The organism is Roseibium porphyridii, from assembly GCF_026191725.2.
Taxonomy (GTDB): domain Bacteria; phylum Pseudomonadota; class Alphaproteobacteria; order Rhizobiales; family Stappiaceae; genus Roseibium; species Roseibium porphyridii.
The window spans coordinates 5,234,520-5,248,848 of record NZ_CP120863.1 but is presented as its reverse complement, the minus strand read 5'-3'; the positions used below and the strand labels follow the sequence as shown (position 1 = coordinate 5,248,848).

The 14,329-nt window shown below is 55.7% G+C and carries 16 protein-coding genes and 1 riboswitch; of the genes, 6 read left to right on the top strand and 10 right to left on the bottom strand.

Annotated elements, in window-relative coordinates; translation table 11 throughout:
- Window positions 1–5 precede the first annotated feature (5 nt).
- The 6 genes from K1718_RS24170 to K1718_RS24145 all read left to right on the top strand — a co-directional run bounded on the left by K1718_RS24170 (window position 6) and on the right by K1718_RS24145 (window position 4,571).
- On the top strand, window positions 6–593 hold the full coding sequence (locus tag K1718_RS24170; protein WP_265680553.1) for a histidine phosphatase family protein: 588 nt from the start codon (window positions 6–8) through the stop codon (window positions 591–593).
- Window positions 594–767: 174 nt separating this feature from the next.
- Window positions 768–993, top strand: a riboswitch (cobalamin riboswitch).
- 202 nt (window positions 994–1,195) lie between these two features.
- On the top strand, window positions 1,196–1,333 hold the full coding sequence (locus tag K1718_RS24165; RefSeq protein WP_173006171.1) for a hypothetical protein: 138 nt from the start codon (window positions 1,196–1,198) through the stop codon (window positions 1,331–1,333).
- On the top strand, window positions 1,333–2,091 hold the full coding sequence (locus K1718_RS24160) for a metal ABC transporter ATP-binding protein (protein ID WP_265680554.1): 759 nt from the start codon (window positions 1,333–1,335) through the stop codon (window positions 2,089–2,091). The genes K1718_RS24165 and K1718_RS24160 overlap by 1 nt, the downstream gene beginning before the upstream one ends.
- The gene (locus K1718_RS24155) at window positions 2,084–2,986 is read left to right on the top strand and encodes a metal ABC transporter permease (RefSeq protein WP_265680555.1); all 903 of its coding nucleotides are present in this window, start codon (window positions 2,084–2,086) and stop codon (window positions 2,984–2,986) included. The genes K1718_RS24160 and K1718_RS24155 overlap by 8 nt, the downstream gene beginning before the upstream one ends.
- Window positions 2,983–3,879, top strand: a complete 897-nt coding sequence (locus tag K1718_RS24150) for a metal ABC transporter substrate-binding protein (RefSeq protein ID WP_265680556.1) — start codon at window positions 2,983–2,985, stop codon at window positions 3,877–3,879. Before K1718_RS24155 ends, K1718_RS24150 begins: the two co-directional genes overlap by 4 nt.
- Window positions 3,880–3,980: 101 nt before the next feature.
- Complete coding sequence (locus K1718_RS24145) at window positions 3,981–4,571, top strand: GNAT family N-acetyltransferase (protein WP_265680557.1); 591 nt, start codon at window positions 3,981–3,983, stop codon at window positions 4,569–4,571.
- A 522-nt stretch (window positions 4,572–5,093) separates the two neighbouring features.
- Here the strand turns inward: K1718_RS24145 and K1718_RS24135 are convergent.
- From K1718_RS24135 to K1718_RS24090, 10 genes are read right to left on the bottom strand one after another with little or no spacing between them, the layout of a single operon-like run.
- Window positions 5,094–6,602 carry an aldehyde dehydrogenase (NADP(+)) gene (locus K1718_RS24135; protein ID WP_265680558.1) on the bottom strand — a complete coding sequence of 503 codons (1,509 nt, stop codon included), beginning with the start codon at window positions 6,600–6,602 and terminating at the stop codon, window positions 5,094–5,096.
- 9 nt (window positions 6,603–6,611) lie between these two features.
- Window positions 6,612–7,064, bottom strand: coding sequence for a deoxycytidylate deaminase (locus tag K1718_RS24130; RefSeq protein WP_152503504.1), 453 nt, complete (start codon window positions 7,062–7,064; stop codon window positions 6,612–6,614).
- Complete coding sequence (locus tag K1718_RS24125) at window positions 7,061–7,942, bottom strand: dihydrodipicolinate synthase family protein (RefSeq protein ID WP_265680559.1); 882 nt, start codon at window positions 7,940–7,942, stop codon at window positions 7,061–7,063. Before K1718_RS24125 ends, K1718_RS24130 begins: the two co-directional genes overlap by 4 nt.
- Entirely contained in the window at window positions 7,942–8,289 is a 348-nt protein-coding gene (locus K1718_RS24120; protein ID WP_265680560.1) for a 4Fe-4S dicluster domain-containing protein, read from the bottom strand. Before K1718_RS24120 ends, K1718_RS24125 begins: the two co-directional genes overlap by 1 nt.
- A 4-nt stretch (window positions 8,290–8,293) precedes the next feature.
- On the bottom strand, window positions 8,294–9,067 hold the full coding sequence (locus K1718_RS24115; RefSeq protein WP_265680561.1) for an enoyl-CoA hydratase-related protein: 774 nt from the start codon (window positions 9,065–9,067) through the stop codon (window positions 8,294–8,296).
- On the bottom strand, window positions 9,064–10,230 hold the full coding sequence (locus K1718_RS24110; RefSeq protein ID WP_265680562.1) for a CaiB/BaiF CoA transferase family protein: 1,167 nt from the start codon (window positions 10,228–10,230) through the stop codon (window positions 9,064–9,066). Before K1718_RS24110 ends, K1718_RS24115 begins: the two co-directional genes overlap by 4 nt.
- An 11-nt stretch (window positions 10,231–10,241) precedes the next feature.
- On the bottom strand, window positions 10,242–11,609 hold the full coding sequence (locus K1718_RS24105; RefSeq protein ID WP_265680563.1) for an FAD-dependent oxidoreductase: 1,368 nt from the start codon (window positions 11,607–11,609) through the stop codon (window positions 10,242–10,244).
- A 47-nt stretch (window positions 11,610–11,656) separates the two neighbouring features.
- A complete protein-coding gene (locus tag K1718_RS24100) occupies window positions 11,657–12,400 on the bottom strand; it encodes an ABC transporter permease (RefSeq protein WP_247649448.1) in 744 nt (247 codons plus the stop codon).
- A gap of 59 nt (window positions 12,401–12,459) precedes the next feature.
- On the bottom strand, window positions 12,460–13,281 hold the full coding sequence (locus tag K1718_RS24095) for an ABC transporter ATP-binding protein (RefSeq protein ID WP_265680564.1): 822 nt from the start codon (window positions 13,279–13,281) through the stop codon (window positions 12,460–12,462).
- Complete coding sequence (locus K1718_RS24090) at window positions 13,259–14,290, bottom strand: ABC transporter substrate-binding protein (RefSeq protein ID WP_152503496.1); 1,032 nt, start codon at window positions 14,288–14,290, stop codon at window positions 13,259–13,261. Before K1718_RS24090 ends, K1718_RS24095 begins: the two co-directional genes overlap by 23 nt.
- Between the last annotated feature and the right edge of the window lie 39 nt (window positions 14,291–14,329).

The window sequence follows — 14,329 nt, the reverse complement described above, 5'->3', positions numbered from 1 at the left end:
ACCGGGTGATCGCTGAGGAAAACATGCAAATAGTATTGATGAGACACGGCAAACCGGAACTCGATCTCGACGCTTGCAAGAAGGAATGGGTTTCTCCAAAAACAGTAGGAGAGATTGTAAAGCGCTATGAGACAGCAGCTTTGTCCAGCGACAGTATTCCTCCGTTGGCCTCCAAGGCAATCGCCGGCTCATGCGCGATCGCGCTGAGCAGCAACCTGCCCAGAGCCACCCTGTCGATTGAAAGGCTTGGACTGAAAGATAGAGCAGTGATCGACCCGGAATTTCGAGAATCCGATTTGCCCTTTCTGGAATGGAAACGTCCCAAATTGTCTTTCTTCAGTTGGGCTCTCATTTTTAGGCTGCTCTGGTTCTTTGGATTTTCGCAGAACGGGGAGTCCATTCAAGATGCAAAAATTCGCGCCCAAAAATGCGCCGCCTCGCTGTGCGACGCAGCAGCGAAACATAGCAGCGCTGTTTTACTGGGTCATGGAATTATCAACCGTCTGATTGCGCGCGAACTGACAGGTTTGGGCTGGCAAAAGGTTCAGCGCACATCTGAGGACTACTGGTCGTTCTCAATTTATGAAAAGTGAGGCACGGGACGCGGTGTCGGCCCATTTTTCGAGACAGTCCCCCAAGGCGGAAGTCCAATTCGGGGTCGAAACAGGACTTCGCCGCAAACAGGTGAAGCTCTCCTTGGCGCTTTTTCGAGGGCGCCAGGCTCAGTCCATTAGGGCAAATACGTGTTGATTATTTCGAAACGAGAAAATAGTTTGCCCGCTGATGGTTCTTGCAGAATGAACATGGCTGCAAGATGAAAAGGGAACACGGTGAGGAAGAGCCGCAAGGGCGCTAAATCCGTGACTGCCCCCGCAACTGTGAGCGGTGAGCGACCCCGATAATGCCACTGGGCCCTGTCAATCAACGGCCCGGGAAGGAACGGGAAAGCTTCGACCCGCGAGTCAGGAGACCTGCCATCGCAATCTTAACTTGACCGGGCGGGGTGTCCCGGTGGGAGACGACCATGTGCAAAGCGGCTCAGCCGTTCAATAGTGTGGTGCTGCCAGATCCCCGTCCAGACGGAGAGGGCGATGCGCCAGACCACAAGACCAATACTATCGCGGCAAAACCGGAGCAGGCCTAGTTTCGAGGCCCTGCTGACCTTGATCGTTGCGTCACGTTCCGGAGCGGACTGATGGCTCAACGTGATCCCCTTCGCGAAATGCACGACACGCGGCTTCCATGCCTGACCGAGATGAGTGTCGTTGCCCTGGCCGCAGGTGCAATTGCCCTGTCGGGCCTTCTTTGGTTTTTCATTCTGGCGGTACTCTGATGGCACCCGTCCTGGAGCTGCGAAATCTGTCCCTCGGATATCCCGGTCTAACTTTGTTCAAGCACCTGTCCCTGGATGTCGACAGGGGGGCGACACTGGCGGTGCTCGGTGCGAATGGTTCCGGCAAGAGTACCTTCGTCAAAATGCTGCTTGGCTTGATGGAGCCTCTTTGCGGACGCCTGAACTGGCCGTCGGGACGTCCACTTGAGATTGGCTACCTGGCGCAGTTGACTGAGTTTGACAGGCGCTTTCCGATCCGTGTCCGCGACCTTGCTGCGATGGGGGCGTGGCGTGGCTTTGGCCTTTGGTCGGGTCTGGGCCGCAGCGGCCGCAATCGGGTGGCAGCGGCGCTGGATGAGGCTGGCATTCTTGAACTGGCAGACCGCTCGCTTCATACGCTTTCCGGTGGGCAATTGCAGCGTGCTCTTTTTGCTCGTGTCATTCTGCAAGACGCCCCTTTGATCCTGCTGGACGAGCCTTTCGCGGCGGTCGACCAGAGCACTGAGGCGCATCTCCTGTCGATCATCAAGCGATGGCGCCAAGAGGGCCGGGCAGTGGTGCTGGTTGTCCATGACCTGTCTTCGGTCCTTGACCATTGCAGTCATGCGCTGCTCCTCGGCAACGGAACAGCCACTCATGGTTTGGTGAAAGACGTTCTCACGCAAGATCAGCTGGTTGCTCAAGGCTATCTGTCTCAAAGCCAGGCATCCTGGATGTTCAAGGGCTCCTATGACCACAGGGAACCCACCCATGTTTGAACTCTTTGCCGAGATGTGGAGCTTCGCTTTCATGCGGCGTGCATTCGTGGCAACGACTGTGCTGTCTGCTTCCGTTGCACCAATTGGAGCTTTTCTCGTTCTGCGACGCCTGTCTCTTGCCGGCGAGGCCATGGCCCATGCGATCACGCCGGGCATCGTCATCGGGTTCGTTGCCGCCGGATTGTCAGTGATGTCGCTGCTCATTGGCGGGCTGGTTGCCGGGGTCGGCGTTGCCATTCTGACGGCATTGCTCGCGCGCAAAACGATCTTGCGCAGCGATGCAAGTCTCGCCTCGCTTTATCTTATTGCTCTTGCCGTCGGCATTTTCATTCTTTCAGCTGCCGGTTCAGCGGTCCCTCTCAAGAGTTTCCTGTTCGGCTCAATCCTTGGGATTGATGATGGGTCGATGATACTGGTCGGCGGAGTCGCAACGGTGACGCTAGCTGCATTTGCCGTTCTCCTGCGTCCGTTGATCGTCAGCACATGCGATCCGATCTTCTTTGAAGCGCAAACACGCCGACCTTGGCTGGTCGATCAGGGGTTCATGCTGCTTCTGGTTTTGAACCTGCTCGCGGCGTTCAAGACATTGGGTACGTTAATGGCCGTAGGCCTGATGATCCTGCCGGCAACGGCTGCCCGGTATTGGGCAAGCACTATTACTGGCCAGCTCGTTCTTGGTTTTCTGTTTGCGTTGGCGAGTTGCTGGATCGGATTGACGTTGTCGTACCTCTTTCCCGAAACCCCATCCGGCCCGGCAATTGTTCTGGTTGCCGGGGGCTTCTTTCTGATTTCGGCCCTTTTCGGGCCGCTTGGCCTCGGCGGCCGGTTCCGCAAACCGTCGCCGGGAAAAAAACCGTCTGTTGAACAATCCTATACTGAAGAGAGGATACAATGACCCTTTTGAAAACCCTGGCTGCTGGTTTCGTGGCAACAACGTTGATGGCCGGCGTAGTGCCAGCCAATGCACACGACGATCTCAAGATTGTTGCCAGTTTCTCGATCCTGGGGGACATGGTGGAACAAGTGGTCGGCGATCATGCCAAGGTAACCACGATTGTTGGCCCGGATGCCGATGCGCATGTCTATCAGCCCTCTGTTGCGGATGCGCGCGCCGTGGCTGAGTCTGATGTCATCTTCGTCAACGGTCTCGGTTTTGAGACCTGGTCCGAAACGCTGATTTCAGAATCCGGCACCGAAGCCACGGTCCACGTTGCCACAGAAGGTGTGACGCCCGTCATGGTCGATGGCGAAACAGATCCGCACGCCTGGAATTCCTTGTCGAACGGGGTGATCTATGTGCGGAACATTGCCGACGCATTGGGTAAGGCAATGCCGGACCATGCTGATGATTTCAACGCGAATGCAGAAGCCTACATTGCAAAGCTGGAAGCACTCGACAAGGAAACACGTACCCGACTGGCAACTCTTCCAGAAGACCGCCGCACGGTTGTCACCGCACATGATGCCTTCGGTTACCTTGCCGACGCTTATGGCCTGACCTTTCTCGCGCCGGTCGGCATCGACACTGAAGCAGAGCCGTCCGCGCGTGACCTGGCTGTCCTTATCACGCAGCTCAAGGAGCAGGGCGCGGCTGCGCTGTTCGTCGAAAACATCACCAGCCCCGCTCTCGTGCAGCAGATTTCAGATGAAACAGGGATCGAGATCGGCGGCCGTCTGTTCTCAGACGCCCTGTCAGAGCGCGGTGGACCCGCCACCAGCTACCTTGCCATGTTCGAGCATAATCTCGGAACGCTGATTGAAGCGCTTGGCAAGAAAAACAACAGCTGAAAGCACTAGATGCGAAGGCGGTGTTGAGAAACACCGCCTTCGCATCGTTTGGATCTTTGTCTGGTCAATCCCATTTTTGCTATGTCGAAATGAGGACGGAAATGCGGAATGTGAATTATAGGCAAGGTCAAGAAAAAGACTGTCAAGAAATCGCAGAGCTGAGCTACATGGCATCTGATGGCGCGGTAGAGTATCTTTTTCGGGATCTCGTGCCCAACATGACCGCTACTGAAGTTTTGTCCAATGGACTCAAACGGGATGTATATCCGCACACTTTTCGAAGCACTATTGTTGCTGAATGCGAAGACAAAATTATTGGAATGGCTATGTCATATCCGGCTGAGTTTCATCGAATTACCAGTGAACTCAGAGAGTTTTTGCCTGAAAGCCGATTGGAACGGTTCACAGATTTCTATTCGTCGAAGGTTGAAGGTAGCTATTTTCTGGATGCAATTGGAGTTTATCCGGAACACAGGGGGAGCGGGATCGGCAAGCACCTGTTGGACGAGACGAAGAAAAAGGCTGTTATTGAAGGATACAATGAGCTCAGTCTTATCGTGTTTGCTGACAATCAAGCTGCAATTGGATTTTACAAGAAAAACGACTTTCACTATGTCGAGTCGATCGAGCTAATGCGGCATGAACTCATGCCACATGACGGGGGTTGTTGTTTGTTAAATTGCAAAATTTAGGAGCTTTGTCTTTGCAGCTGGCAGATTGGGCCAGCGGTCGCACGCACTAACATTGGTGTTTGGCCGAGTTTTGCTTTGTATTTAATGGAAGGTCGCCGCCAAAATGCTGTGCCGTCTGTAAACGTCATCCGTCTTCCGGCCGCTTTCCTGGTGCCGCAAAATGCCGATGATCTGTTCCTCCGCGAACCGTGAAAGCTTCATTCCGTCCCTCTCCTGATTGCGACGGGCTCTATACTAGCTTGAGGAATTCTTGGGTCTTGGGTCAGTCGTTGACGTTGTTCCCAATAAACTCTCTTAAACGCGACAGCCCACTAGAGGCACTCAAAAATGCCTTTGGAACATGGGCTTGATGCGCCCATATCGAACTTCGCATGGCCACCCTGAGGCATAGGTCACCAATTGCAGATGCTGAATTGGTGACCAGTTTGACATCGAACAAATACTACAGTCAGCGCCAACGACCGTTTCGCGCCTCCATCTTGAACGTTCGACGTCTATCGAACCGTCCTCCAAAGCGGTATGTCAGTTTTGGAGATCTAGCGGCAGGATATCAGCTGGAATGTTTTGATAGCAGACCGGCCGCAAAAAACGACGGATTGCAAGAGTGCCCACTGACGTTGCACCAAAATTGGTTGAGGCTGGGTATGGCCCGCCATGGACCATCGCGTCGCAAACTTCAACGCCGGTCGGGAATCCGTTTGCGAGCACACGGCCTGCTTTACGCTCCAGAATTGGCAGCAATTTCAGTGCGCTGGACGTATCACCCGCATCCATGTGAAGCGTGGCAGTGAGTTGACCTTGAAGTTTCTTTGCAACAGCCAGCATTTCATCCATATCCCGCGCAACAACAATGAGACCGAGCGGCCCGAATATCTCCTCGCCCAGATCTTCGCTCTCCAGCCAGGCCTCTGCGGACGTGGACAGGAGACAAGGGGACGCTTCACGGGCGCGATCTTCTGCAGAAATCAGAACAGCCGTTGCCGTGTGCGAGCAGAACTGCTTCCGTCCCTCGGCGAAGACGGAGGCGATCCCGCTGGTCAGCATGGTCTGGGCGTCGACAGCGCCAAGTGCCTCAGTCACCGCTTCTGTGAAGGCCTCCGCCCGCTCGCCTGCCGTAAGAACAACAATGCCCGGATTGGTGCAGAACTGGCCGCACCCTTGCGTCAACGACCCCGCCCAATTCCGGGCGATGGCGTCTGCCCGATTGGCCAGAGCCTCCGGCAGGATGAACATCGGATTCGTGGATCCCAATTCTCCAAAGAACGGGATAGGGATCGGCCGCTGCGCACACAGGTCGAAAAGTGCACGCCCTCCGCGTAGAGAACCGGTAAAGCCGATGGCGGAGATCAGAGGATGTTTGACGAGCGTTTCCCCAGCAATCCGGCCACCGTCATGAACCATGCTGAAGACACCGGGATGAACACCCGACGCTTTAATCGCAGCATCAAACGCCTGCGCGATCAGTGAGGAAAGTCCCGGATGCGCAGGGTGTCCTTTCACCACAACAGGACAGCCCGCAGCCAGAGCGGAGGCTGTATCGCCACCTGCCACTGAGAATGCGAGCGGAAAGTTTGAGGCACCGAAGATGCCAACCGGTCCGACGGGCCGTTGAATGAGCCTAAGGTCCGGACGCGGCAGAGGCGAGCGGTCAGGCAATGCTGCTTCGTGACGCTCGTCGAGATAGTCACCGGCTTCAATGTGATCCGCAAACAAGCGGATTTGCGCGACCGTACGGCCCCGCTCACCCTCCAGCCGGGCTTCCGGCAGTCCGGTCTCTTTGGAGCCCATCGCCGTGATTTCACCACCGAGAGCGTCAATTTGAGTGGCCACGTTGCGCAGAAAGGCGGCGCGTTCAGTTCGAGGCAAGGAGCCATAACTCCAGAATGCCTCTTCCGCTGCCTCACATGCCCGGTTGATCATCTCAGGCGTGCCCTGGGCGAACTGATCCGCCGTTCCACTCACGGGTTCATTGGAAAACACCGTGTCCGATGTGAGCCACTCTCCAGCAACCAGCGACTGCGTTTTTACCATATGAGAACCTCACTCGAATTCGGTAATTTGAACACCGGCTTCACACAGCATTTGCTGCGAAACCTGAAAGCTGTAATCGAGCGCACCATCTGCTACCGGGATAGGCGGTGCAACGATATGGGGAATGCCGGCCTGAATGATCGCCCGTCCGCAATCCGCGCAGGGAAACCGATTGACGTAGAGTGTGCAGCCGGCAAGAGAGACACCCGAACGGGCTGCATTGTAAATCGCATTGCGCTCGGCATGTTCGAACCAGAAAAACTTCTCGCCGCTTTTACGGTCATAGCGTGCGGGTTGATCAGATTTGACACCACGTGCAAAGCCATTGTAACCGGTCGACCGGATCTCGTGCCCCTCAGGCGAGATGATCACGCATCCGACCTGAAAATCCGGGTCCTCAGACCACTCCGCGATATGATTGCAAAGCGTCATGAAGCGCTTTGTCCAGATCAGCTCTTTCATAAATCAGATGCACTCCGGTTAAGCTCCTGGTGCAGATCCTGGCCGGTCTTTGCATCCAGGGCTACGAATGGCGGAAGCACGCGCTGCCATTGCAAATTTCCGGATCGCTCAGCGACTAGATACTTGATGGTCGGGATCAGCGCAGGGCCTGCGATTAAGCCTCTTTGTCTTGCAATTTCCGTACAAACCGTCTCAGAGGGTTTCGCACGATCTGCCCAAACCTGCGCGGCAAGGGGTGCGGTCACGTTAACGCTTGCCGATATGCAGCCCGCAAAACCATCATCCCCTGCAGTTTGCAGCGCTGTTTCGGAGCTGGGAAACACCTTGAGAGAAGGTGCGGCTGCGACAATCGCGCGGCAATAGGCCAGATCACCCGAAGAATCCTTGATCCCGGTGAACCGATCCGGCAGGTTCAAAGCCAATTCGGCAATCATTTCAACAGGAAGGGTGAGGCCCGTCATTTGCGGGAAGTTATAGAAATAGATTTGTATTGAGCGCTCGCCCAAAGCCTCATGAAGCGCCAAGTACCAGGCTTTCAGACCAAGGTTGCTCAACGGCTTGTAATAGTATGGTGGCAACACCAGAGCGACCGGGTAGCCCAGATCGTCGGCCTTGATCGTCAGACCGATGGTTTCGGCCAGCGAGGGAGTGCCCGTACCGACCATGAGCTTGGTATGTGGAACAGCCTCGGCGGCCCACGCCATAATCTGGCTGCGGCTGCTTACGTCAAACGAATTGGCTTCTCCGGTCGACCCGAGAATGTTGAGACCGTCGCAACCGTTTTCCAGCGCCCACTTGCAGTGCTCCAGAAAGGGCGCTTTCAACGGCTTCAAGCCACTATCCACTGGTGTGGGAACAGCTGCAATCACGCCTTGCATCAAGCCACTCCTTCTTTGATGTATTTTTTGGCGAGCACTGCGAGACTGGGAGGGTCTCGGAGCGGCTTGTCCCCCTTGCTCCATCCGCCGGGTTCACTCACAGCTCCTGTGGCGTCGTGAAAGGCTGCCTCATTCAACGCCAGGAACGGCCTCTGACTTTCCTCGACTTCATCTGCATATCGAATGGCATCCACAGGGCAGATGCTTTCGCACATGCCACACTCAATGCATTCGGTCGGGTGGATGTAGAACATCCGTTCGCCTTCGTAGATGCAGTCAACCGGGCATGCTGTGGTGCAAATTCCATCCTTGACGTCAATGCAGGTGCTGGTGATGACAAGGGTCATTGTTTCAACGTCCCCTCCAGACGGCCGGCCTTTTCGCACGGAATGCGGCGACACCCTCATCAGCATCATCGGACACGAGTGCGGCTTCCAACTCTTGCGCCGGATACCGGAAAGCATCCTGGACCGGCAAATGAGACGTTTGCCGGGACACAGCTTTGATGGCTTTCAGACTAAGCGGTGCGCAGCTTAAGACATCCTCGACCCAGAGTTCGACTTCTGCATCAAGCTCTTCTGGTTCCACCACCGAATTGATCAAACCGTGGGATGCAATCTCCGCAGCCGGGATCAAACGGCCGGTCATCATCATGCCCATGGCGATATTTCGCGGCAGGATCCGTGGCAACAGCACCATGCCACCATCCAAGGGCACACGACCAACTCTGGCTTCGGGCAAACCGAACCGGGCGGTGCTTGCGGCTACCACGATGTCGCATCCGAGCACCATTTCCAAACCACCGCCGAGCGCCAAACCATTGACCCGTGCGATCACCGGCGTCGTCATCTCGCGGAGTGCAATCCCGGAAAACCCGGCATCACTGATGCTCTTCCAATATTCAACACCAGTCATCCCGGTGTTTTCTTTCAGATCCGCGCCGGCGCAAAAAGACTTCGTGCCGGCGCCCGTCAGAACAGCACAACGAATATCCGGGTTGGCCTCCACTTCGGTCCAGATCTCACCGAGCCTTGAATGGCTTGCCAAATCAACCGCATTCATGCTTTCGGGCCGGTTGATTGTGACCCTTGCAACATGCCCTTCGACGTCGAATTCGATGCTCATTCAGCCGCCTCTTGGGCCAGGAGCACTGCCAGTTCCTGGAGCACTTCTTCAGTATGCTCGCCCAACCGGGGCGGAAGATGGCGGATGAGAACCGGTGCGTCACTCAGGTGTACGGGTGAACCTGTTAATGTGATGTCGCCGAGAACCGGGTGCTGGACTTCATGCAGCATCCCGTTGATTTTTGTCTGTGGATCAGCAAGCGCTTCCCCGAGGGAACGAACCGGTGCGCAAAGAAGATCCTGCTCCTCAAGCCGTTCGAGCCAATAGGCCGAAGTGTTTTCGGCAATGGCGTCACGGAAGCGCTGCTGCAGAAATGGCTTGTGCTGGCGTTGAACATCGAGCGTCGGATACTCCGGCGACAGATCTTCGATCTCAAGTGCGGTGCAAATGTCTTGCAGCGGATTGGCCTTGAATGCTCCGACAATGACGATCGCTCCATCAGCCGTGTCGAAGACGCCGGTTAGAGGCATGGCGGCCCAGTTCAACACTTCTCTATGCTTGGACCACTGTGCTGCTTCCTGCATCTGCATCGCGATCATGCTGTCATAGAGCGATACCTCGACCTTCTGACCGTGGCCGGTCTTGTCCCGCATCAGCAACGCTGCCAGGATTCCCTGGACAAGATGCATGCCCGCCGAATAATCGCACAAGGTGGTTGGGTAGATGGATTTCGGTATCGACGGGTCCTGCGTCTTTTCCATAACGCCAGTCATGGCTTGCGCCAGCACATCCTGCCCGCCTTTATGTGCGTAAGGACCACTCGAACCGAAACCCGTTCCGGAGGCGCAAATAATCCTCGGATTTAGCTTTGACAACGCCGCATAGCCAAAGCCGAGGCGATCCATTACGCCTGCCCGGAAGTTGTCGACAACAACATCAGCTGTCTTCACCAGGTCTAGAACCTGCTGGTGCCCTTCCGCCGACTTGGTGTCAATTTCGACAGATCGCTTGTTGCGGTTCAGCGAGGCAAAAACCGCATTGTTCATCGCTTCTTCCGTATGCTTTCCGTAAAAGCCACGGCTGAGATCGCCTGCACCGGGACGTTCGACCTTGATGACGTCGGCGCCCAGGTCACCCAATGTCTGTGTCGCGCAGGGACCTAGCATGACTTGTGTGAAATCGATGACGCGGATGCCATCGAGCGGCATGGTTTTCTCTGACATTTGAGCCTCTGTTATTCCGCCGCTACCGGATCTTCGATCAGTGCATTTGGCGACGGTCTGTCTCCCGGATCTGCGCCTTGAGAGCGCATTTGTTTTTGGATTGCCTTGTAGTCAACGGCGCGGAGCGGGATGTCGCCATTCAGGGCCAAGGCCGCCGCAATGCCAGCCGCCTCTCCCTGTGCCATGCAGGGCGGAATCTCGCGCGAGAGTTTCTGTGCGTCGCTTTCAACGGAGTAGTGGCGGCCGGCAACGATCAAGTTGTCGATGCCTTTCGGCAGCAGGGCGCGATAGGGCGTGTAGTAATCTCTACCTCGGCACACCGTGTCCTCAAAATACCGCCGTGACTTCACATCGTCTTTGCTGACGACATACTCTCCCTGCAGGAGCCGCGTCTGACGGATGCCCATCTGCTCAGCAGCACCCAACATGGTTGCATTCTCAAAGCCGGGAATATTCTCCTTTGCGAATTGATGAAGTTTCATCATGCGTTCGCGGCCCTCGATCTCGGAAGTCACCATATCTTCCACGGACAAACCGTCGTATCCGGGCATATGCGGGCAATTGCACCATACAATGCCCGGGAGAGGTGTTTTCAGCCACCACATACCCCAAGCACCACCGATCCGGCGACGGGCCTCACGATCAAGGCGCTTGTATTCTTCCGGGTCGGAGAATTCGAACGCGATCGCCTTGTCCGTGTCGACATTGGCCATGCGGAACACTGTCGTAACAATGTACTGCCCGGTGGTGTATGTCGCCCCAGCAGCAACACCCACGTCCAAATCACCGGTTGCGTCGACCATATACCGTGCGCGAATGGCCTGACGGCCCAATTTGGTCTGAGCGATAACACCTGTGATGCGGCCGCCTTCCATCAATACATCGGAAAACCAGCTGTGCGTTCGCAGGTTGACCTTTGCTTCGACAACCATGTCCAGGCTGACGCGCTTCCATGCATCGGGATCAAAAGCGACGGCGTGAATGATCGGCTGAGGCATCATGGCCTTGTGAAAATCGATGCATCCCCAGCGGGACCATTTTTGCCACGCGTCCCAATTGGTTTGGCATTCTTCTGGCGGTGGATACACAGCAGCGTCTTGACGCTCCATCCGCTCCACAAATTCGCTCACAATTCCGGTGGTGACGATCTCGTTGCCTTCGTTGACCATATCGTCGAGCACAAGCACCATCCCGCCGGAGGCCATGCCGCCCAAGTGGTGATAGCGCTCAAGTAGGGTGACGGACGCACCGTTGCGCGCGGCAGACACCGCTGCGGCATGACCGGCAGGGCCTGCGCCAATCACGACGACATCACAGTCTGCAACCACGGGGAGTTGCGCCCCTTCCACCTGTACGGTTGTTGTATGACGTTCTGTCATAAGCTTGTTCCTTGTTTCACATTCTGAACAGCTGATGCTTCGAGCAGCTACCAGCGAATGACGAGTTTCTCTGTGACCGAAACGGCAGTGAACAGCAGCACCGACAGGCCCGAGGAAACGAAAACGGTTGCGTATAGAAGCGGAGAACGGAAATTGAACGTGCTGTCGATTATCAACGCACCGAGGCCGACATCAGCCCCGATCCATTCGCCAACGATTGCACCAATCACGCAGGTTGTTGCCGCGATCTTCAGCGCTGAAAACAAAAATGGAAGCGATGACGGCAGTCTCATCTTCCAGAACACTTCTGCCTTGGATGCCGACAATATCCTGGCCAACTCCAAGGTCTGAGGGGATACGGCTTGCAATCCCCGAACCATATTGACCAAGGTTGGGAAGAAGCAGATCAAAGCGGCAATCACCACCTTGGCAGTCATGCCCGCACCGAAAATCAAGACCAGGATCGGCGCAATGGCCAGGATCGGGATCGTGTTGATGAAGACGGCAATCGGGAAGAAGGCCCTTTCGACGGTCCGGCTGTGAACAAATGCAACTGCAATCAGGATCGCTGCCAAGTTCCCCACGACAAACCCTGACAGGCTTTCGATCAAAGTCGGCCAGAAATTTCGCAGAAGCAGCGAAAATTCGTTCACAAACACAGCCAAAACATCTGTCGGTGCAGGCGCGATATAGGTCGGAACTTCGAACAACCGGACACCGAGTTGCCAAATCAGCAACAATGAAACTGCAGTGCCGAGCGGAATGGCAACGTTGCCCGCGCGTTTGCGCATCTCGTTCAGCCGTTCAGCTCTTTCTTCGTCAGCATCTAAAGATATCTGAACCAGGGACATCAGCAGTCCTCCAGAAGTTGCCGAAGCTGCCCGCAATAGCGGTTGAACTCCGGTGTCTCACGCAAGGCGATCTGACGTCCGTCCGGCAGGTCGATGTCGACAACCTCCTTGACCCGGCCAGGGTTGGCTCGCAGCATCAAGACCTTTTGTCCGAGGAAGACAGCTTCGGGTATCGAGTGTGTCACGAACAAAATGGTGACGCCTGTTTCCCGCCATATGTCACGTAGCTGAATGTTCAAATGATCGCGCGTCATTTCATCAAGCGCGCCGAAGGGTTCGTCCATCAGTAAGAGCTTTGGTTTGCAAACCAATGCGCGCGCGATCGCAACGCGTTGACGCATGCCTCCGGAAAGCTCATGGGGCAACGCATCCTCACGGCCCTTCAATCCGACAAGTTCCAGAAGCTCGCTTGGGCTCTTGTCAGATTTGGGTAGTTGAACGCCCCGCTTGCGGCCAATTTCCAGCGGCAATTGCACGTTTTCGATCGCACTGCGCCAAGGCAACAAGGTTGCGTCCTGGAAAACAAAGGCGAATTCCCGGGCCAACCTTGCCTCTTCAGTGGTTTTGCCGAGAATCTCAACATTGCCTTTTGCAGCAGGGACCAAGTCGGACACCAACCTCAACATGGTTGATTTACCGCATCCTGATGGTCCCAATATTGTCCAGAATTCGCCTTCGCCGATTTCCAGGCTGATGTCTTCAAGGGCAGTGAAACGTCCGAATTTCACCGAAGCGTGGGAGAGGCAGGCCGCAATCTCGCGGCTTGCCAAATCCTGTTGCGGCTCAACGTCCGCAACCTTAGCCAAATGTTGGACGGACATCTTTGGTGGCTTCCAGAATGTCCAACGTCATGATGTCTGACAGTTCCGGCGCACCGTTGGTGAATTGGCCCAGGCTGTCGTAGGTATCGATCTGTTCCTGCCAGTTATCTGCACTCATGATGCCCCAGCCGCCAGCCTTCGTCTTGTCGTTAAAGGAGAAACCAAGGACGAGGTCGACCGCGTTCATTTCGCTCGCCTTGTCGAGATTTGGATACCGTTCGACAAGCGCATCGACGCCGGCTGTCGGATCTTCATACACGGCACCCCATCCCTTTGAGATGGCCCGAATAGCACCGACGATTTTGTCGCTGTTTTCCTGCAGTACGCTGTCGGTCGTGTAGTAGGGATTTGCGTAGAGCTGGATACCGGCATCCCAGAGTTTCATATCCACGCGCTCGTCTCCAAGCACGGAGAGCGCGCCAACATTGGTTTGCCACCCGGTTGCCACGTCGACCTGCCCAACCTTGAGCGGTGCCATGTCACCGCCCATGACTGAGACTTCAACCTGGCTCTCGTCAATGCCGTTTTTGGCCAGGAGCGCACGCAGAAGGATGCGCGCGGTTCCTTGAGTGGCCACCTTCTTGCCTATCAAGTCTTCCGGTTTGCGCACCGGATTGGCTTCCATGGAGAAGTAAGTGAAAGGGTGTTGCTGATAGCCAGCCGCGACACATTTGATCGGCAGTCCGGCGGAGCGCGCCAGCATCAGAGACGGAGAGGACGAAATCGAACCGAAGTTGTTCGCGCCCGAAGCAACCGAAGCCACACCATCAATGTTTGGGCCGCCAGGGACAATTTCCAGTTCGAGCCCCTCCTCGGCGAAATAGCCAAGCTTGTCGGCCATCACTTCGCCGAGAATACCGTTGGATGCAAGCCAGCCGAGTTGCATCTTGATTTTGAAGTCGGCTGCCGTTGAAGGGCCGATTGAAAGAAATGTTCCCGTTGCCGCCAATCCTGCGGCTGTGCCAAATCCCTGAAGAAGATGCCGGCGGTTTAGTCCCCTGTTCGTCATGTTTCCCGTCTCCTGGTAGGTAATTTTTGTATCTCCCAG